This is a genomic window from Agrobacterium sp. CCNWLW155, from assembly GCF_036888815.1.
Taxonomy (GTDB): Bacteria; Pseudomonadota; Alphaproteobacteria; order Rhizobiales; family Rhizobiaceae; genus Agrobacterium; species Agrobacterium radiobacter.
In genome coordinates this window covers 43,340-60,266 of record NZ_JBAKFW010000007.1, presented here as the reverse complement: position 1 = coordinate 60,266, position 16,927 = coordinate 43,340, and the positions used below count along the sequence as shown (strand labels likewise).

The following is a 16,927-nucleotide window of genomic DNA, read 5'->3' as shown; positions in this document are numbered from 1 at the left end:
ATACAGAATGACCAAATTGAAACTTGCACTGCTTCTCACCGCTCTCGCCACGCCAGCCCTGGCATCGGGCACCCACGGCGGCGGCCATGCAGCGATGGCGATCGGCGAACCCGGCGACAAGGCCAAGGTGACCCAGACCATTCAGGTGACGATGAAGGAAACGCCCGACGGCAAGATGCTGTTCACGCCCGCCAAGTTCGAATTCAAGAAGGGTAAGACGGTTCGCTTTGTCGTGAAGAATGTCGGCGAACTGGACCATGAATTCATTCTCGATGAACAGAAGGCCAATCTGGAGCACAAGGCCGCCATGGAGAAGGCGCCGGAGATGGAACACGACAATCCGAACGCGATCAGCCTCGCGCCGGGCGAGAGCGGCGAAATCGTCTGGAAATTCACCAATGACGGCATGTTCGAATTCGCCTGCCTGAAACCCGGACATTACGAGGCCGGCATGCGCGGCGATCTCAAAGTTTCTGCAAAATAATCCAGCAACAAAGGAATATGACCATGAAGACCATCGTTAAAATCACCGTCGCAGCAGCACTCCTGCTCACCGCTCCCCTCAGTGCATTCGCAGAGGAATTCACCAAGGGAACGGTCAAGAAGGTTGATGCTGCGGCCAAAAAGGTCACCATCATCCATGAAGAACTGAAGAACCTCGACATGCCGGCCATGACGATGGTGTTCCGCGTCAAGGACGATGCGCTCCTCGCCAGGCTCAAGGAAGGCGCCAATATCGAGTTCATTGCAGAACGCGCCGAAGGCAAGCTTGTCGTCGCACAGGTGAAATAAGGCCTCAGCAACCGGTCCAAAAGAAACAGAAAGGGCAGCGGTTTTCCGCTGCCCTTTCTGTATTGGTGTCAGGACGTCCTGCGAACTCTAGTGTTCGGCAAATGGCCTTGGTCCTGCGGCGGGCCGCGACCCGCCGACCTTGGGCGAGAAGGCCGCGTCTATCGCCTGCCGATTGTTCATGAACGGCCGTTGGAGCAGAAGGAACACCACGAGCATCAAGGGCCATGCAATCAGGACATCGGAGAGGAAGTGAGCCCCCATCGCCACCCTGTTCAGGGAGACAATCACGATAAACGGCGCCAGTATTGCGGTGCCTATCAGGCGAAATTTCTCTGGCAGGAGGATGATGAAGGCCAGGAGGGCGACTGCGGAAGCACTTTCACCGGAAGGAAAAGAGCAGTTTCGGGCGCAGCTGCCATTGAGGGAAAGAACCGGCGTAAAAACCAGCTCTCCCCCGAACTCTGCGAGATGCCGCGGCCTTGCCCTGCCGAACAGGTTTTTCAGGGCATGCACCGTGGCTCCTGGTCCAACAGCAAAAAAGACCATAATAAACAGTAGCTTATGTGGCGGTAAAAGCCGCGGCAAGCCGCGCGAAAATGGCATGGCGAAAAGCATGCCCGCAAGTCCTGATAACAAGACCGCCGGAAGCATGCGGTTCAGATCACGGACGGCAATCAGGAACTCGTCCTCACCGAGGGTGAAACCGCCCGCCCAGAATTGCCGGCTCACTTCAAGATCGATATCCGGCCTGATCGTAAAGACGATCATCATCGCAAAGGCGACCAGCAGAGCCTGCAGAGAGGGGCTGCCGGAAGCACTCGCAAATGCCTGACGGACGACAAAGACGGCGTTTGCGCGAAATTTCGACCGCCGGGTCCAATTCCGCTTCTTTTGGTGGGTTTTACTGGCGAGAGACTGGTGCATGACCAGTTCTCTTCCGCAGAAATGTCAAGGCATTGCGGAGAAAGACACAAGACTGCAAGGAAAGCGGTGCGCATTGGCTTTATTAGAGGATAGAGGCTCTTGCCCGACGTTTCGCATCCGCTTAGCGTCCCGCCACCACCACAGCCTATATATGAATAAATTTGCGGGTTCAGCATGGACAAAGGGCTTATTCTGATCGTCGAAGACGACCCTGATATCATTCAGATTCTGGACGCCTATCTCATTCGCGAAGGATACAGAACCGTCAGAGCCAGCGATGGAGAAACGGCGCTGACCCATTTCTCCATGTTGAGGCCGGATCTGGTTCTCCTCGACATCCGCCTGCCGAAATTCGATGGCATCGAGGTGTTGAACCGCATCCGGCGGGAACGGGAAACGCCCGTCATCATGGTCACCTCTCTTGCGGAGGATATGGACAAGCTGACCGGCCTTCGCCTCGGCGCTGACGATTACATCGTCAAACCTTTCAACCCGCATGAGTTGATCGCCCGGGTGAATGCCGTGCTGAAACGCACGCGACAGCCAGGCTCCGGCGGGGTTTTGCGCTTCGGGGCCATCGAAGTGGACACCGAAGCTTATGTTGCGGCCGTCTGCCATGGTGGAGAGCGGGCCGTTCTGCCCCTGACGCTGAGCGAGTTCCGGATCCTCGCCCATATGACGCGCCGTCCCACTCACGCCTTTCAGCGCGCCGACATTCTCGACGCCTGCCTGCCGGAAAGCGATGCGCTGGCGCGCACCATCGACACACATATCGCCAATCTGCGCAAGAAACTGACGGATCATGGCGCCTGCGGTTATCTGGTCTCGGTGCGCAGCGTCGGTTATCGGCTGGCCGGGGAGCAAAAACCATGAAGCCCTGGCGACTCCGCCTGCGCACGATGACAGCGATCACCATCACCACGATGCTCATCTTTGCCGTTGCTTTGGTCTATTTCGGCGTTTCCTGGTATGCGGACAACATTGAGGAGCGCATCATCGCCCAGCTGTCGCCCGATGCCGCCAAGGCCTTTTCGGATATCGACCTGGGCATGATGCCGGATCAACGCCAACTTCAAGCCCTTGTCGAGGTTTTGCCGGGCCTGGAGGATCAGGCAGATAACGAGCTTATCAAATCGGTGTTCGTCTTCGGATTGCTCGGTGTCTTCCTGTGCAGCTTGCTTGGTTATTTCATATCTCGGCGCATTGCCGCACCTCTCGGCGAACTTGCTGATGCCGCGCGGCGCATGGCGACCGGCAACTTCAGCGGCGGCGCAAAGATCAAGGCGAGCCCCATCGCCGAAGTCGCATTTCTGGTTGACAGTTTCGAGACTCTGACGCGGGAACTTCAGATGATGGAACGCCGGCTGAAGTTCAACACGATGGCGGTGGCCCACGAGCTGCGCACCCCACTCACGATCCTGCGGGGCCGTTTGCACGGCATCGCGGATGATGTCTTTCCCCTCGACAAGCAAGCCATTCGCCACCTCATCGTCCATGTCGAGGGACTGGCGCGTCTTGTTGACGATTTGCGCACGCTTTCGCTGGCGGAAACCAACAGTCTCGTCAAAGACACCGAACCGCTTGATCTCGCCGCCGAATGCGCGGCCGTAGCTGAAGCGGCACGGCCGCTGATGGATGAGGTCGGCATTGATCTCAATATGTCACTGGAGCCCGCTCCCGTTTGCGGCGATCGACAACGCCTTCGGCAGCTTCTGCTGATCCTGATGGATAATGTGCGCCGCTACGCGGCGAGCGGCGGGTTTCTGCGTTGTTCGACCGGGGTTCAGGACGGGCGCGCCTTTGTCGCGATCGAGGATAAAGGGCCGGGCTTTCCCGCTGGCGTCGAGGCGCACGGCATCGAACTCTTCTGGCGGACGGAACCGTCGCGCGCGCGCAAAACCGGTGGCACAGGTCTCGGCCTGTCGATTGCCCGCGCAATCGCACGGGCGCATGACAGCGATCTGCAGATAAAGGCGCGGCCGGATGGCGGAACTATCGTGACGATTGTCTTCGGGGAAGCCTCCTAAAATCTCCCGGCCAACCGTCTCTTTGCGGTTGCTTGTTTTTGCGCTGAGGCGACGAACCGGTCTTCACATGGGACAGGCCGTTTCTCGACAGAATCTTGACAATTCCGGCGCATGCCCCGGCTGAACGCAATGTTCTGCCGGAAGCCCATTTATGTCGCGCATTCAAGATGCTGCCGTTCTGGCAGAGAAACTCCCGGTCACGGATGATGTGGCCGAGACAGTTTCGGAAACACCCCGTTTTTTGTTGTTCTGGAGAATTATGACCTTTACCCGACGCGCCTACTGGAAGCGGGCGGTCCTTTTCTGGCTGCGTTTTGCGATCAATCCATTGGTCACCTTTCGGTGGTGGCGGTTTCTGGCGGATTTTTCAACAGAGCGAAAATTACCGCTCCCGCATGACGACCTTCTCCAGAAACCTCTGTCGAAACTCCTCATCAATAAAGTTTCCCAGAAGAGACGGCTGGCTTTTCTCATGGATAATTTCGCAATTGCGGACCGGCATTTTTCCAGGAGCGTGATGGCCGGGCTGTGGGCGGGAAAAACCATTGATATGGGCACGGTTTGCGGCCGGAACGATGAATATCGATGCGTCCTGGCCTTGGCGGATTGTTGCGGCGGTCGACACGAGGGTGCGTTTTCCATCAGACTCATGGATAGCCATGACAACACCGTTCTGTGGACGGCAACGTTTACTTTCGTTGAAGGGCGCGAGACACAGAACCACACGATTGTCGTTGGCGGCATGCAGGGCCCACGCGCCGCGAAGGAACAAATGGTGTCGATGACGCGCGATCTCTCGGGACTTCGTCCCAAGGAGGCTGCATTGATGGTTCTGCAAGGTCTCGCTGGTGAGGGTGCACATGACTATTTCGCTGTCGCCCACTCCAGACACCCCATCCGCTACCGGCGCGCCCGACGGCAAAAAATGATGGTTTCGGACATCGATGCATTCTGGCGGGAACGCTCTGGCGAGCCGGATGAAATATTCGGTTTCAAAGTGCCCTTCTCCAGCCTTGAGGGTGGAGATAAACGCAGCCAAATGAAGTCCTCTTTTTTCAGCCTCGGCAAACGTCTCGCCGAGGCCGGAGTAAACGAAAGCGCCTGAGGCTCGTCCCAGGTTGCCTGGGACTTCGCGCTAACCATGGGCAGGTTTTCGCGCCGGACCGAAGATCATGAAACTGATGGCGGCAAGGAACCAGACGCTGGTGCCGGCATAAAGCATGACCAGACCAAAACCGTCCGCAAGCGCCTGATGGACGAGCTCTTCCGAAACACCCTGCGCCGCGCCGGCGGTGCCCGCCGCGATCTTTTCCGCAAGCGACTGCAACGCATTGATGTCAGCACCTGATGGCAGGTTTGCCCGAAGCGAAGCCCGGACGCCCTCGACCAGAATAAAGCCCATGATCGGGATGTTGATGGCGAGCGAGATCATGCGCGCGCTCATGTCGATACCCGAAGCCATGCCGGAACGAGCGGGGGAAACCGCGCCCGTGGTGGTGTTGGTAACAGGCGTATTGGTCAGCCCGAGCCCGATACCGGCAAGGATGCAGCCGGGCAGCATGGTGAGCCAGCTCGCATTTTCGATGCCGCTTCCAACTTTCATAAGCATGAAACCGAGGCCGATGGTGAACAGCCCGGCCGGAATGACGAGGCGCGGCTGATAGCGCAACGACAGGCGCTCCGCCAAAGGCGGCACCACCAGCGCCGGCAGCGTATAGGCAAGCAGGCCGAGGCCGGCGGTGACGCTGTCATAACCGAGGCCTGCCTGAAACCAGATCGGCAGATAGATCATGAACGGCCAGAAGCTGATGTTCATCGCCGCCGAACCGATGATCGCCCCCGAAAATGGCCGGATGCGGAAGACGGAGAAGTCGAACATCGGTCGCGTGTTGAGCTTTTCAGCGAACACGAAGGCGATGAAGCTCGCAACCGAGACGCCAAGGATCAGAAGCGCCGCCGGGCCCACAAAACCGAGTTCGGGTCCCTGCGTGATGAAAAAGGCAAGGCAAAAAACGGCAACCGAGAGCGTGACCATGCCGGCAATATCGAGACGCGCCGCTTCCGGATCTCGCGATTCTCCCACACCACCGGCGGCGAGTAGCCATGTTCCCACGCCAAGGGCGACGTGAACGAGGAACACCCATTCCCAGCTCCACAGCGCAACGATGGCGCCGCCGATGATCGGGCCGAAACCCAGCCCCACGCCCGAGACGATGCCCCACCAGCCGAACGCCATGCCGCGTTCACGGGCCGTGCGGAACTGATGCGACAGGATGGCGATCTGGCACACCAGCATCGCCCCGCCGCTCAGTCCCTGCAGGAAACGCGCGCCGATCAGCACCGAGACGTTTTCCGTCATTCCGCAGGCGAGAGAGGACAGCGAGAAAGCGGCGATGCTGGCGATGAAGACACGTTTGCGGCCGAAGCGATCGGCCAGCGCGCCCGTCGCCATCAGCACCATCGTCACGCCGATCGTATAGGCATTCATGATCCACTGAAGCTGCCGGAAATCCGCGTGCAGCACCTGTTCCAGTGTTGGCAGGATCGCCGGAACGCTGGAAATTTCCAGTCCGAACATCAGGGCGGAGAGACAGACGGCAGCGAGCGCCATGGCGCTTCTGCTGCCCGCTGGGGCGGTAACGGCAAGGGTCATTCTTCAGCCTTTCAAGGGTCGGTTCACCACTGCGAGAACCGATCTGTGGAGGAGGCACGCTAGACAAAGCTTGACCATAACTGAATTGGATGATTGGCTATTTCAGAGACAACAAATCGGAATAATCGATATGAGCACGCTGGATGTGGAGGCCGTCGAGGCCTTCGTCACCATCGCCGATATGCAGAGCTTCACCCGCGCTGCCGAAGCGCTCGGCACCACCCAGGGCGCCATCAGCGTCAAGCTCAAACGGCTGGAGGACAGGCTCGGCCAGCGGCTGCTCGAACGCACACCGCGCTCCGTGCGGCTGTCAGCACAGGGTGCGGTATTTCTGGCGCCCGCCCGCGAGTTTCTCGCCGCGCATGATCGGGCGCTGGCGGGTCTTTCCTCGCCGCGCCGCCGCTTCGGCCTTGGCATTGCCGCCCACGTGGCGGGACCGGAGGTTCCGACCCTGCTTGCGCGTCTCAACGACCACGACCCCGGGCTTACGATTGAAGTACGCATGGATCATTCCAGATCCCTGCTTGACGCCTTCGACCGTGGGGAGATCGATGCGGCGATCATCCGGCGCGAAGACGACAGGCGCGACGGCGAGGTGCTCGGACCGGAACATTTCGGCTGGTATGCAACCCCGCAATTCGAACACCGTCAGGGTGAACCGCTGCGGCTGGCGGCGCTCTCACCCGCCTGTGGTGTGCGTGACATCGCCACCCGCGCCCTGGATGCGGCTGCGATTGCGTGGACCGAAGTGTTTCTTGGCGGCACATCGTCGATGGTGACCGCAGCCGTCTCGGCCGGGCTTGCGGTTTCCGCCTTCTCCTCCCGTCTTGCACCACCCGGCACGGTGGAGGTCAGCCAGCGTTTTGGCCTGCCGCCCCTGCCTTCTACCGAAATCATCATGTTCTCGACCCTGACGGACAGCAGATCCCGGGAGGCGTTACGCACGCTCGCCGCCGCCTTTCGCGAGCATCGGCCGGGATCGTGACCATGATCACACAGATTGACACCGTCCGCTTGTCGACAACTACCGGCGGAAAATCTAGCATCGGGCGAAAATGACCCGGCCGATGTCTCTCTCGGTCCAATCGCTGCAGTGGAGTCCCCTCATGTCCCTTCCCCAGAAAATCGGCTTTATCGGAACGGGTGCCATCACGGATGCGATGGTGCGCGGCCTGCTCGCCAGGCCTACCGCCTTGCCGCATGTCATGGTGTCCCAGCGCAGCGCGGATATCTCGGCCAGGCTTGCAGTCGATTTTCCGCAGGTGATCATCTCCGGCGACAATCAGGCGATCGTCGATGGCTGCGATACCGTCATGCTCGCGATCCGTCCGCAGATCGCCGAAGAGGTCATCCGGCCTCTCCGGTTCCGCGACGGGCAGAAGGTCATCAGCGTCGTGGCGGCAACCAGCCGCGAGTCGCTCCTGGACTGGATCGGCGCGGATGTGCGTCTCACCCAGGCAATCCCGCTACCCTTCGTCGCCCGGCGCAAGGGCGTCACCGCCATCTATCCCGCTGATACGGATACTGCCGCAATCTTCAACGTGCTCGGCAATGCGGTGGAATGCGAGACCAAGGCGGAATACGACCTTCTGGCCGCGGCCAGCGCTCTGATGGCCACCTATTTCGGCATCATGCAGACCACGACCGAATGGCTGGCCGAGAACGGTCTGCCGGAAGAAAAGGCGCGCGCTTATCTTGCCCCCCTCTTCGCCGGCCTCTCCGAGGTGGCGATGCTTGCTGGAAGCAAGGCGGATTTCAACGAGATCAGCCGTGAGTTCGCGACAAAAGGCGGCCTCAACGAGCAGGTGCTGCTGGACTTCGACGGCAAGGGCGGCTCAGGGGCGCTGAAAGACGCATTGAGCCGCGTGCTGGAGCGGATTACGCAATAGCCGGACAGGTGCAACGGCAACAACAAAAAAGGGGCCTTTCGGCCCCTTTTTTGTCTTATGCCTTCCCCGGACGGTTGATTGTTAGGAAGTGCCGCACGACAGGCTTTTCCAGTCCGGAATGGTAAGCCAGCACCTTGCCCTGCAAATCCGCGTCGGCATGGGAAACCCGCTTGTGCTGGCGCAGATGTTCAGCCCAGGATTCCACCATGAACCATTCGACAATCTTCTGCGGATCGGCGGAGTCTTCCGTCACGCCCCAGCCATAGGCGCCATCGCGGCGACGTTCCTGGGAGAGTTCGTCCAGCGCATGCAGGAAATCGGAACGGTGATGCTTTTCGACATTATATTCGATCAGGATCAGAACCGGGCCACGATCATGAGCCACCGGCTCGGCAACGAGCGGTTCGGGCCAATGGTTGGACGGCACCATATCCGCATCGCCCGCAGGCAGTTTCAGACGGTGCATGACGAGGCCCGCAACCAGCAATCCCGCAGCGCCGATCAGCAACGCACCCGGCACGCCTGTGGCTTCACCAACAGCACCCCAGCCAAGGCTGCCGGCCGTCATCGCGCCATTGAAGACGGTGAGATAAACGGCAAGGCCACGGCCACGCACCCAGTTCGGCAGAACTGCCTGGGCTGCGCCATTCAGCGTCGTCAGCGCCGTGATCCATGCCCCACCGAGGAACAGCAGGATGATGATGGCAAACCACTTTGGCGGTGCGAAGGACAGTCCAGCCATGACGAGCGCAGTCGTGAGAGCCGCACCCAGCAACAGGGCATCGGCATCGAAACGTTCGCGCAGCTTCGGCATGACCAGCGCGCCGCAGATGGCGCCGGCACCGACGGCACCGAGCAGGATACCGTAGAAGCTCGCATCTCCACCGAGCAGTTGCCGGGCGACCAGAGGGAGCAGTGCCCAGACAGCACTGGCGAATGCAAAGAAGATCGCTGCCCGCAGCAGGACGACATGCAGCGGCTTGCTGGCGCGGGTATAACGAAGGCCCGCCCGGAATGCGCCGAAGAAACCTTCCGCCAGTGCATCATTGGCGTTCTTTGCCCGTGGCCACCACAGAAGGGCGGCGATAACCACGAAATAGCTGGCGACATCAGCGCCATAGGTAAAGGCCGCCCCGAAGGCCGCGAGCAGGATGCCGCCGGCGGCCGGGCCGATGGAACGGGCGATGTTGATGCCGAGCGAGTTCAGCGCCACGGCGCTCTTGATATCCTCGCGTTTCACCAATTCCGGCACGATGGCCTGCCAGGTCGGGCCCATCAGCGCGGCGCCGATGCCGCCGAGGAAGGTGAGACCGATCAGCGCGCTGACGGACAACAGGCCGGTTTGGGCCAGAACCATGAGGGTGACGCTGACGGAGGCCAGCAACAGCTGCACGGCGATCAGGAATTTGCGGCGGTCGAGAATATCGGTCAGCACGCCGGCCGGGATTGCCAGAAGAAAGATCGGCAGCGTCCCTGCCGCCTGAACCATGGCGACGGCCGCCGGCGAGGCCGAAAGATCGGTCATCAGCCATGAACTGGCGACATCGCGCATGAAACTGCCGGTATTGCCGAGCACCGTCGCGGCCCAGAGGACGGCGAAAACTGGTTGCGCAAGAGGAGCAAAGCTGCTCGCCGAGGATTTTGCGGCACTCATTTGCCTGTTCCTTTCGTGAGATCGATTGCGGCGACGATGATGAAGGCGCCGGCAAGGCCAAGATGCTCGAAGAAGGCGTTGGTGGCCATCATGCGGTCCATGCCGGGCGCCATTTCCCAAAAGCGGAGAGCGATGAAGGTGGCCAGAAGCGTGAAGCCCGCAAGTGCCAGAGCACCGGCCCAACGCAGGAAGCCCGACACCACCAATGCGGAGGCGGTGAGTTCGAACAGGATGACGACGACGGCGAATGCGGCCGCCGGCTGAAGGCCAAAATGGTTCATCTCGGCAATCGCGCCGGGGAAGTCGAAGATCTTGGTCAGCGGCCCCTGAATATAGGCCGAGCAAAGCGCCAGAAGCGCAAGGGTCTTTGTGGCGGGGGCGGCAACGACATTTGCGAGGAAGCCGCGAAGGCGAAGGGTTGAAGATGGCTCGGTCATTTTTTGCTCCTGCGATCTGGCCGGTCGGTTCGAGCGGCGCTGCGTTCATGTGATGGAGCGATATTGGCGCAAAGGATTACCGCCAACAATTGCATCAATAGTTTCTATATAATTGCGAATTTTGTAATATTCTTTTTATTGCCGGATCTTTCGCAGACAACGGGCAGCGGCAATCCACTGCCCGTTGGATTTATCTTGCCAATCAGCCTCAGACCGCCCAGCAGGAGCAGCCGAGAGCGCCGAAAAAGCCCTTCAGATCGGCGATCGGCAGTTTTGACGTCCAGGCGCCGGCATGGTCGTGACCATGCACACCGCAATCACTGGCACAGCCGCAGGACGAGATCGCCGCCCGTCTGAGCGAGTTCTTTCCGGCACCCTGCGGCTCACCCCAGGCGGCATAACCACCGAAGGTTCGCACAGGCGACCAGTCGGGCATCGCCGGCGGAATATTGCTTTCATCAAGCGTCCTGAAGTCGCCGGCGCCATAGACGATCTTGCCGCCGACCATGGTCAGTTCGGATGTAAGGAAGGAGATTTCATCCTCCGCGCAGGAGAAATAATCCTTGTCCGGCACCACGAGATCGGCGAACTGGCCTTTTTCGATGCGGCCCTTCTTGCCTTCCTCGTTGGAGAACCAGGTGACTTTTTCGGTCCACATGCGCAGCGCCGTCTCGCGGTCGAGGCAGTTGGCGCGCGGATAAAGCTGCATGCCGCCCACCGTCTTGCCCGTCACCATCCAGAACAGCGACACCCACGGATTATAGGAGGCGACGCGCGTTGCATCCGTACCGGCCGAAACGTTCACGCCCTTTTCCAGCATCCGCGCAATCGGCGGTGTGGCCTCCGCCACGCCCTGACCATACCGTTCGACGAAATATTCGCCCTGATAGGCCATGCGGTGCTGGGTTGCGATGCCGCCGCCAAGCGCGGCGATGCGGTCGATCGAGCGCTCGGAGATGGTTTCGGCATGATCGAAAAACCAGTTCAACCCTTCGAGCGGGATATCCCGGTTGACCTTTTCGAAGACATCCAGCGCCCGCGAAATGGTCTCGTCATAGGTGGCGTGCAGACGCCAGGGCCAGCGGTTTTCCGCCAGAATCCGGACGACGCCTTCGAGCTCGCCTTCCATTTCCGGCGGCATGTCCGGCCGTGGCTGGCGGAAATCCTCGAAATCGGCAGCGGAAAAGACCAGCATTTCGCCTGCACCATTGTGCCGGAAGTAGTCGTTACCCTGCTTGTATTTGACCGATGACGTCCAGTTGAGGAAGTCCTCCTTCTCCTGCTTCGGCTTCTGGGTGAAGAGGTTGTAGGCCAGCCGAACCGTCATCTGGTTCTCATCCGACAGCTTCTGGATCACTTCGTAATCATCAGGGTAATTCTGGAAGCCGCCGCCCGCGTCGATCACGCCGGTCACACCCAGCCTGTTCAGCTCGCGCATGAAGTGGCGGGTAGAATTGACCTGGTAGTCGAGAGGCAGCTTCGGCCCCTTGGCGAGCGTCGAATAGAGGATGCCGGCATTCGGCTTGGCGAGCAGCAGGCCGGTCGGATTGCCATTCGCATCGCGGGTGATCTCGCCACCGGGCGGGTTCGGCGTATCCTTGGTGTAACCGACGGCGCGAAGTGCTGCGCCGTTCAGCAGCGCCCGGTCATAAAGATGCAACAGGAAGACCGGCGTATCCGGCGCCACCGCATTGATTTCCTCGATGGTCGGCAGGCGCTTTTCAACGAATTGATGCTCGGTGAAACCGCCCACGACCCGCACCCATTGCGGGGCCGGGGTAATAGCCACCTGACGCTTCAGCATGTCCATGGCATCTGCAAGCGAGCGCACGCCATCCCAGCGCAGTTCCATGTTGAAGTTCAGGCCGCCGCGCACGACGTGGGTGTGGTTGTCGATCAGGCCGGGCAGAACCCGCTTGCCCTTCAGGTCGATGATCTTCGTATCCGGCCCGGCAAGGGCCATAACCTCGGCATCGCTTCCCACTTCCAGAAACAGGCCATCCTTGATGGCCACTGCCGTTGCATTCGGATTGCCGCGGTCGAGCGTCGTGACGCGGCCGTTGTGAAGGATCGTATCTGGGTGCATGGAAGAACCTCCGGTCTTGATGAGATCAGCGGCCTTAGCCGGTGAAAACAGATTCGGAAAGGCAAGGCTCGAAGCCGCGCCAAGAAAGGTGCGTCGTGTCGGCATCAGCTTCTCTCCCGGTTGATAGGCTGTTTGACCTCGGCAAGGCCAGTTGTTTCAGCGCCACCCTTCGGCATATGGCCGAACATATGCGGCTTGATCTGGTTGATCCACGAAACCACGGCCGGCTCCTTGCCGACGATCGTCTTGGCTAGGGGGATGATCTGCTCTCCAACCAATATGCCGAGCAGACCGACGAGAGCAATGACGGGCGGTGCGGGAGAACGCACATTAAGCAGGCTGTAAACGATGCCGACCAGCAGACCGGCGCCAAGGGACAGAAGATAGACTTTCATCGAAACCTCCTCGATGGGTGAAAGCCGCACCGGACTGGATGGCGATCCTGCCGGTGCGGCGTGGTTGAAAGCTTATTTCTTGGCCGGGTTGGGGCCGATGCGCTTGCCGTGCTTCACGCGTTCTTCACCGCCATGGACATGGGTGACGGCATAATCGATGCCCATGCCGTAAGCGCCGGAATGTTCCTTCACCAGCGTGGTGACGGCGTCATAGGTTTCCTTGCGTGCCCAGTCGCGCTGCCATTCGAGCAGCACCTGCTGCCAGGTCACGGGAATGATACCGGCCTGCACCATGCGGTCCATCGCATATTTATGCGCGTCGAGAGAAGTACCACCGGAGGCGTCCGCCACCATGTAGATCTCGTAGTCCGCGACATCATGGAGAGCCGAGAGTGCGAAGGTGGTGTTGCAGACTTCCGTCCACAGGCCGGAGACGACGATCTTCTTGCGGCCACCGGCGGCGTTCTTCGCCAGCGCATCGCGAACATTCTGGTCGTCCCAGGAATTCATCGAGGTACGCTCGAGAATGTCGTTTTCCGGGAAGACCGCGAGCAGTTCCGGAAAGGTGTTACCGGAGAAGCTTTCCGTTTCGACCGTGGTGATGGTCGTCGGGATGTTGAAGATCTTTGCCGCCTTGGCGAGGCCGACGACATTGTTCTTCAGGGTCTGGCGATCGATCGACTGCACACCGAAAGCCATCTGCGGTTGCTGGTCGATGAAGATGAGCTGGCTGTTGGCGGGGGTAAGGACTTCGAGCTTGGACATTTTCAGTTCTCCGTTCAGGTGGTGATTGCCGATCTACGGCGGTGGAAACTAGGAAGGCTTCGCCGGTCGGCTGCCCGGCAGGGGCAGCCGCCTTGAAAAGTATAAATCTGTTTTGGTCAGTGGATGCGGATCAGAGACCCGCTTTATGCCGCAAGGGGAGCGAGGTTGGCCTCGATCTGGTTGCGGAAAGGCTCGTAGCGGCTCGGCAGCTTGAGCGCTTCGCCCAGATGCGCGGTATCCTCGTCACGGTCGAAACCGGGTTCATTGGTGGCGACTTCGAACAGAATGCCGCCCGGCGTGCGGAAATAGATCGCCCAGAAATAATCGCGGTCGATGACGGGGGTGACCTGATAGCCCGTATCCATCAGCGCCTTGCGCACTTCCAGCTGCTTTTCGCGGTTTTCGACTGCGAAAGCGATATGGTGGACCGAACCTGCCCCCGGACGGGCAAAGGGCGTCTTCGGCAGGGCCGCAAGATCGATCGTGTCGGCCCCGTTGCCGCCGGGAATGATGAAGCGCGTCACATTGCCTTCAGCATCAGCGCGTTCATAACCCATGAAACGAAGGAGTTCCTCAGTCGCGGCCGTGTCGTTCAGATTGAAGCGCGCGCCGGTGAAACCACGTATGGCGCTGTCTTCGGAAATACCCTCGGCCAGCCAGGGGGCGCGGGCATCATTCTCCGTTTCGATCAGCGCAAGTCCATCGCCATCGGGACCGGTGAAGCGCAGGCGCTCGGCGCCGAAAACCGTGTCGGCCTGAAGGCCGGCGGCGCCTTTGGCAAGCAGGCGCTCTTTCCAGAAGCCCAGCGAACCCTTCGGGATGGAAAACTGCGTCTCGCCCACCTCGCCGACGCCGGGACGGCCGGCCATCATGTTGGCGAAGGGAAAATAGGTCATGACCGTGCCGGGCGTGCCATTTTCGTCGCCGTAATAAAGGTGATAGACGCTGGGTTCGTCAAAGTTGACGGTTTTCTTCACCCGGCGCAGGCCGAGCGTATCGGTGAAGAAGCTGTTGTTCTGCCGCGCATCCGACGCCATTGAGGTGATGTGGTGCAGGCCCTTGATATCCTTGATCATCGTCGGCGCCTTTCGTTGTTGGTGTGTCCGTTTCGATGGACAAAGATGTAACCCGCTTGATTGCATCGCGGAATTGCAATATTTATCTCGAATGAATTGCGATTTTTGAAATAATAGAGATGAACGACCATAAAGCTCTGAAAACCTTTCTGATGGCGGCCGAAAAGCGCAACTTCGCGCAGGTCGCCCGTGAACTGGGCATGACGGCGGCTGCCGTCACCCGTGCGATTGCCGCGCTTGAAGACGATCTCGGTGTGCAATTGTTTGTCCGCACCACCCGACAGGTTTCCTTGACGACGGACGGCGCCATCTTCGCCGCACAGATCCAGCCGGCGGTCGAGGCGCTTGAGAACGCCCGGCGCGATGTCCGCAACGCCCATAAGGCCGATGAGGGGCGCCTGAGGATCAGCGCGCCGACATGGCTTGGCAAGACGGTGCTGCCGCCGATCCTGTCGGGTTTCCGGGAACTCTATCCAAAAATGTGCTTCGAGATTTCCCTGTCGGACGGCCTGATCAATATCGTGGATGACGACTACGATCTGGCGATCCGCATCTCGTCCGCCCCGTCAGACAAATTCACCATCTGGCGCAAGATCAGGGCCGTGCCGCGAATATTGGTGGCGGCACCGGGCAGCCGCTTCACGCAGATGGAACATCCAAGCGAACTGACCCCTGACGATTGCCTTGCCTATAGCGGTGAAAGCCGGCGGGAGAACTGGGTCCTGTCAGACGGCGGATCGAGCATCGCCATCTCGGCCGGCCGCGCATTCAGCGCCAATAGCGGCGAGGTTCTGGCCGATATGGCGGCAGATGGCGCGGGCGTGGCGATGCTGCCGGGATTTAATATCGCCGAGCATATCCATAGCGGCCGGCTCGTTCATGTCCTGCCCGGCTGGGCGCCGCCCGAACTCTGGCTGACGCTCTATTATCCGCCCTATCAGACGCTGCCGCCCCGTATCGCGACCTTCTCGAAATTCTTCGAGGAACAATTGCCGGCGCATATGGTGATGCTGGACTAGAGCCGGCGACCTTGACCCCGCCGACGCGCACGAGCGCGTCGGCCTGATGCGTGGCTTAGCGTGGCGGCAGCAAGAAATGGCAATAGCCGGGGCTGCCGCAACGTTCTGATGGTCGGGCCTCTAGGCCAGATGCTGGCTGAAGAAGGCGGCGATCCGGTCGAACGGGATTTTGTCGGCGCGGTCATACAGGTCCGTATGGTTGGCGTCCGGAATGATCACGAGTTCCTTCGGTTCGGCAGCGGCAGTGAAAGCTGTCTCGCTGAAATATCGGGAATGCGCTTTCTCGCCATGGATGAACATCACCGGGCGCGGCGATATTTCGGCGATATAGGTCAGGATCGGCATGTTCATGAACGACAGGGGTGTCGTCTGCGTCCAGGAATTACCCGAATTGACAGCACGCGCATGATAGCCGCGCGGCGTCCGGTAGTAGTCGTGATAGTCGATCAGGAACTGCGCTTCGCCACCCTTGAGATCGTTATAAGGCGGCTGATAGGCGGGGCTTCCCTTTTCCGCATCCTGCCAGCGCTGCCGGCTCATCTGCTCCAGCGCCTGTGTGCGCTGTTCGAGGGTAACGCTGTCGTTGTAGCCTTTGGACATGGCCCGCGTCATGTCATACATGGTGCTGGCCACGACCGCCTTCACGCGCTTGTCCGCCGCGACAGCGTTCAGCGCCATGCCGCCCCAGCCGCAGATACCGATCACGCCGATACGCTCGCGATCCACATAGGATTGCAGCCCGATGTAATCCACCGCAGCGCTGAAGTCCTCGGTATTGATATCCGGCGAGGCGACGTTCCGAGGCTCGCCGCCGCTTTCTCCGGTATAGGAGGGATCGAACGCCAGCGCGGCAAATCCGCGCTCCGCCATGGTCTGCGCATAAAGACCGGACGACTGTTCTTTTACCGCACCGAAAGGACCGCTGATGACAAGGGCGGCCAAAGGCGCACTTCCGCGGTTCTTTGGCAGGTAGAGGTCACCTGCCAGGGTAATGCCGTAGCGGTTCTTGAACGAGACCTTCTGGTGATCGACATTGTCGCTCTTCGGGAAGACCTTGTCCCATGAAGAGGTTTGGGCGAAAACCTGCGTCGCGCTCGCCATCGGCACCATGCCCATTGCGGCGACGGCGATGCCCGTTGCCTTCATCAGGTTGCGCCTGCCGGTATTGCAGGTTTCATCAGTTTCGACTGGCTTGCTCATGCTGGGAACT

17 protein-coding genes are annotated in these 16,927 nt (G+C 60.0%); 8 read left to right on the top strand and 9 right to left on the bottom strand.

Annotated features, from left to right (window positions below):
* The first annotated feature begins 7 nt into the window (after positions 1-7).
* Positions 8-484, top strand: a complete 477-nt coding sequence (locus tag V6S97_RS19900) for a cupredoxin domain-containing protein (protein ID WP_003508363.1) — start codon at positions 8-10, stop codon at positions 482-484.
* Positions 485-507: 23 nt separating this feature from the next.
* Positions 508-792 (top strand): copper-binding protein, encoded by a 285-nt coding sequence (locus V6S97_RS19895; RefSeq protein WP_003508362.1) that lies wholly within the window; start codon positions 508-510, stop codon positions 790-792.
* Between the two features lie 87 nt (positions 793-879).
* On the opposite strand, the gene V6S97_RS19890 is transcribed toward V6S97_RS19895, so the two are convergent.
* The gene (locus V6S97_RS19890) at positions 880-1,716 is read right to left on the bottom strand and encodes a phosphatase PAP2 family protein (protein WP_112356972.1); all 837 of its coding nucleotides are present in this window, start codon (positions 1,714-1,716) and stop codon (positions 880-882) included.
* A 174-nt stretch (positions 1,717-1,890) separates the two neighbouring features.
* Here V6S97_RS19890 and V6S97_RS19885 point away from each other — a divergent pair, with 174 nt between their 5' ends.
* The 3 genes from V6S97_RS19885 to V6S97_RS19875 all read left to right on the top strand — a co-directional run bounded on the left by V6S97_RS19885 (position 1,891) and on the right by V6S97_RS19875 (position 4,848).
* Positions 1,891-2,589: a response regulator gene (locus V6S97_RS19885; RefSeq protein ID WP_020010098.1), complete on the top strand. Its 699-nt coding sequence runs from the start codon at positions 1,891-1,893 to the stop codon at positions 2,587-2,589.
* Positions 2,586-3,743 (top strand): ATP-binding protein, encoded by a 1,158-nt coding sequence (locus V6S97_RS19880; RefSeq protein WP_060723768.1) that lies wholly within the window; start codon positions 2,586-2,588, stop codon positions 3,741-3,743. The genes V6S97_RS19885 and V6S97_RS19880 overlap by 4 nt, the downstream gene beginning before the upstream one ends.
* 151 nt (positions 3,744-3,894) lie before the next feature.
* Positions 3,895-4,848 (top strand): DUF535 family protein, encoded by a 954-nt coding sequence (locus tag V6S97_RS19875; protein ID WP_111793770.1) that lies wholly within the window; start codon positions 3,895-3,897, stop codon positions 4,846-4,848.
* A gap of 30 nt (positions 4,849-4,878) precedes the next feature.
* Here V6S97_RS19875 and V6S97_RS19870 read toward each other — a convergent pair whose 3' ends face one another.
* Entirely contained in the window at positions 4,879-6,396 is a 1,518-nt protein-coding gene (locus V6S97_RS19870) for an MFS transporter (RefSeq protein WP_112356971.1), read from the bottom strand.
* Positions 6,397-6,526: 130 nt separating this feature from the next.
* On the opposite strand from V6S97_RS19870, the gene V6S97_RS19865 reads away from it, so the two are divergent.
* Both V6S97_RS19865 and V6S97_RS19860 read left to right on the top strand, forming a co-directional pair.
* Positions 6,527-7,381: a LysR family transcriptional regulator gene (locus V6S97_RS19865; protein ID WP_003522061.1), complete on the top strand. Its 855-nt coding sequence runs from the start codon at positions 6,527-6,529 to the stop codon at positions 7,379-7,381.
* Positions 7,382-7,502: 121 nt separating this feature from the next.
* Entirely contained in the window at positions 7,503-8,285 is a 783-nt protein-coding gene (locus V6S97_RS19860) for a pyrroline-5-carboxylate reductase (RefSeq protein ID WP_080867453.1), read from the top strand.
* 55 nt (positions 8,286-8,340) lie between these two features.
* Here V6S97_RS19860 and V6S97_RS19855 read toward each other — a convergent pair whose 3' ends face one another.
* The 6 genes from V6S97_RS19855 to V6S97_RS19830 all read right to left on the bottom strand — a co-directional run bounded on the left by V6S97_RS19855 (position 8,341) and on the right by V6S97_RS19830 (position 14,698).
* The gene (locus V6S97_RS19855) at positions 8,341-9,939 is read right to left on the bottom strand and encodes an MFS transporter (protein WP_112346601.1); all 1,599 of its coding nucleotides are present in this window, start codon (positions 9,937-9,939) and stop codon (positions 8,341-8,343) included.
* Positions 9,936-10,376, bottom strand: coding sequence for a DoxX family protein (locus V6S97_RS19850; protein ID WP_020813628.1), 441 nt, complete (start codon positions 10,374-10,376; stop codon positions 9,936-9,938). Before V6S97_RS19850 ends, V6S97_RS19855 begins: the two co-directional genes overlap by 4 nt.
* A 208-nt stretch (positions 10,377-10,584) precedes the next feature.
* Positions 10,585-12,567 carry an amidohydrolase gene (locus V6S97_RS19845; RefSeq protein WP_111792952.1) on the bottom strand — a complete coding sequence of 661 codons (1,983 nt, stop codon included), beginning with the start codon at positions 12,565-12,567 and terminating at the stop codon, positions 10,585-10,587.
* The gene (locus V6S97_RS19840; RefSeq protein ID WP_020813626.1) at positions 12,567-12,857 is read right to left on the bottom strand and encodes a XapX domain-containing protein; all 291 of its coding nucleotides are present in this window, start codon (positions 12,855-12,857) and stop codon (positions 12,567-12,569) included. Before V6S97_RS19840 ends, V6S97_RS19845 begins: the two co-directional genes overlap by 1 nt.
* Positions 12,858-12,929: 72 nt before the next feature.
* Positions 12,930-13,622 (bottom strand): hydrolase, encoded by a 693-nt coding sequence (locus tag V6S97_RS19835; protein WP_107677804.1) that lies wholly within the window; start codon positions 13,620-13,622, stop codon positions 12,930-12,932.
* A 143-nt stretch (positions 13,623-13,765) separates the two neighbouring features.
* The gene (locus tag V6S97_RS19830; protein ID WP_111793407.1) at positions 13,766-14,698 is read right to left on the bottom strand and encodes a VOC family protein; all 933 of its coding nucleotides are present in this window, start codon (positions 14,696-14,698) and stop codon (positions 13,766-13,768) included.
* Positions 14,699-14,817: 119 nt separating this feature from the next.
* Between V6S97_RS19830 and V6S97_RS19825 the strand changes: the two genes are divergently transcribed.
* Complete coding sequence (locus tag V6S97_RS19825) at positions 14,818-15,717, top strand: LysR family transcriptional regulator (RefSeq protein WP_003508348.1); 900 nt, start codon at positions 14,818-14,820, stop codon at positions 15,715-15,717.
* A 120-nt stretch (positions 15,718-15,837) separates the two neighbouring features.
* Here the strand turns inward: V6S97_RS19825 and V6S97_RS19820 are convergent, their stop codons facing one another.
* Positions 15,838-16,917 carry an alpha/beta hydrolase gene (locus tag V6S97_RS19820; RefSeq protein ID WP_111784229.1) on the bottom strand — a complete coding sequence of 360 codons (1,080 nt, stop codon included), beginning with the start codon at positions 16,915-16,917 and terminating at the stop codon, positions 15,838-15,840.
* Positions 16,918-16,927: the final 10 nt, after the last annotated feature.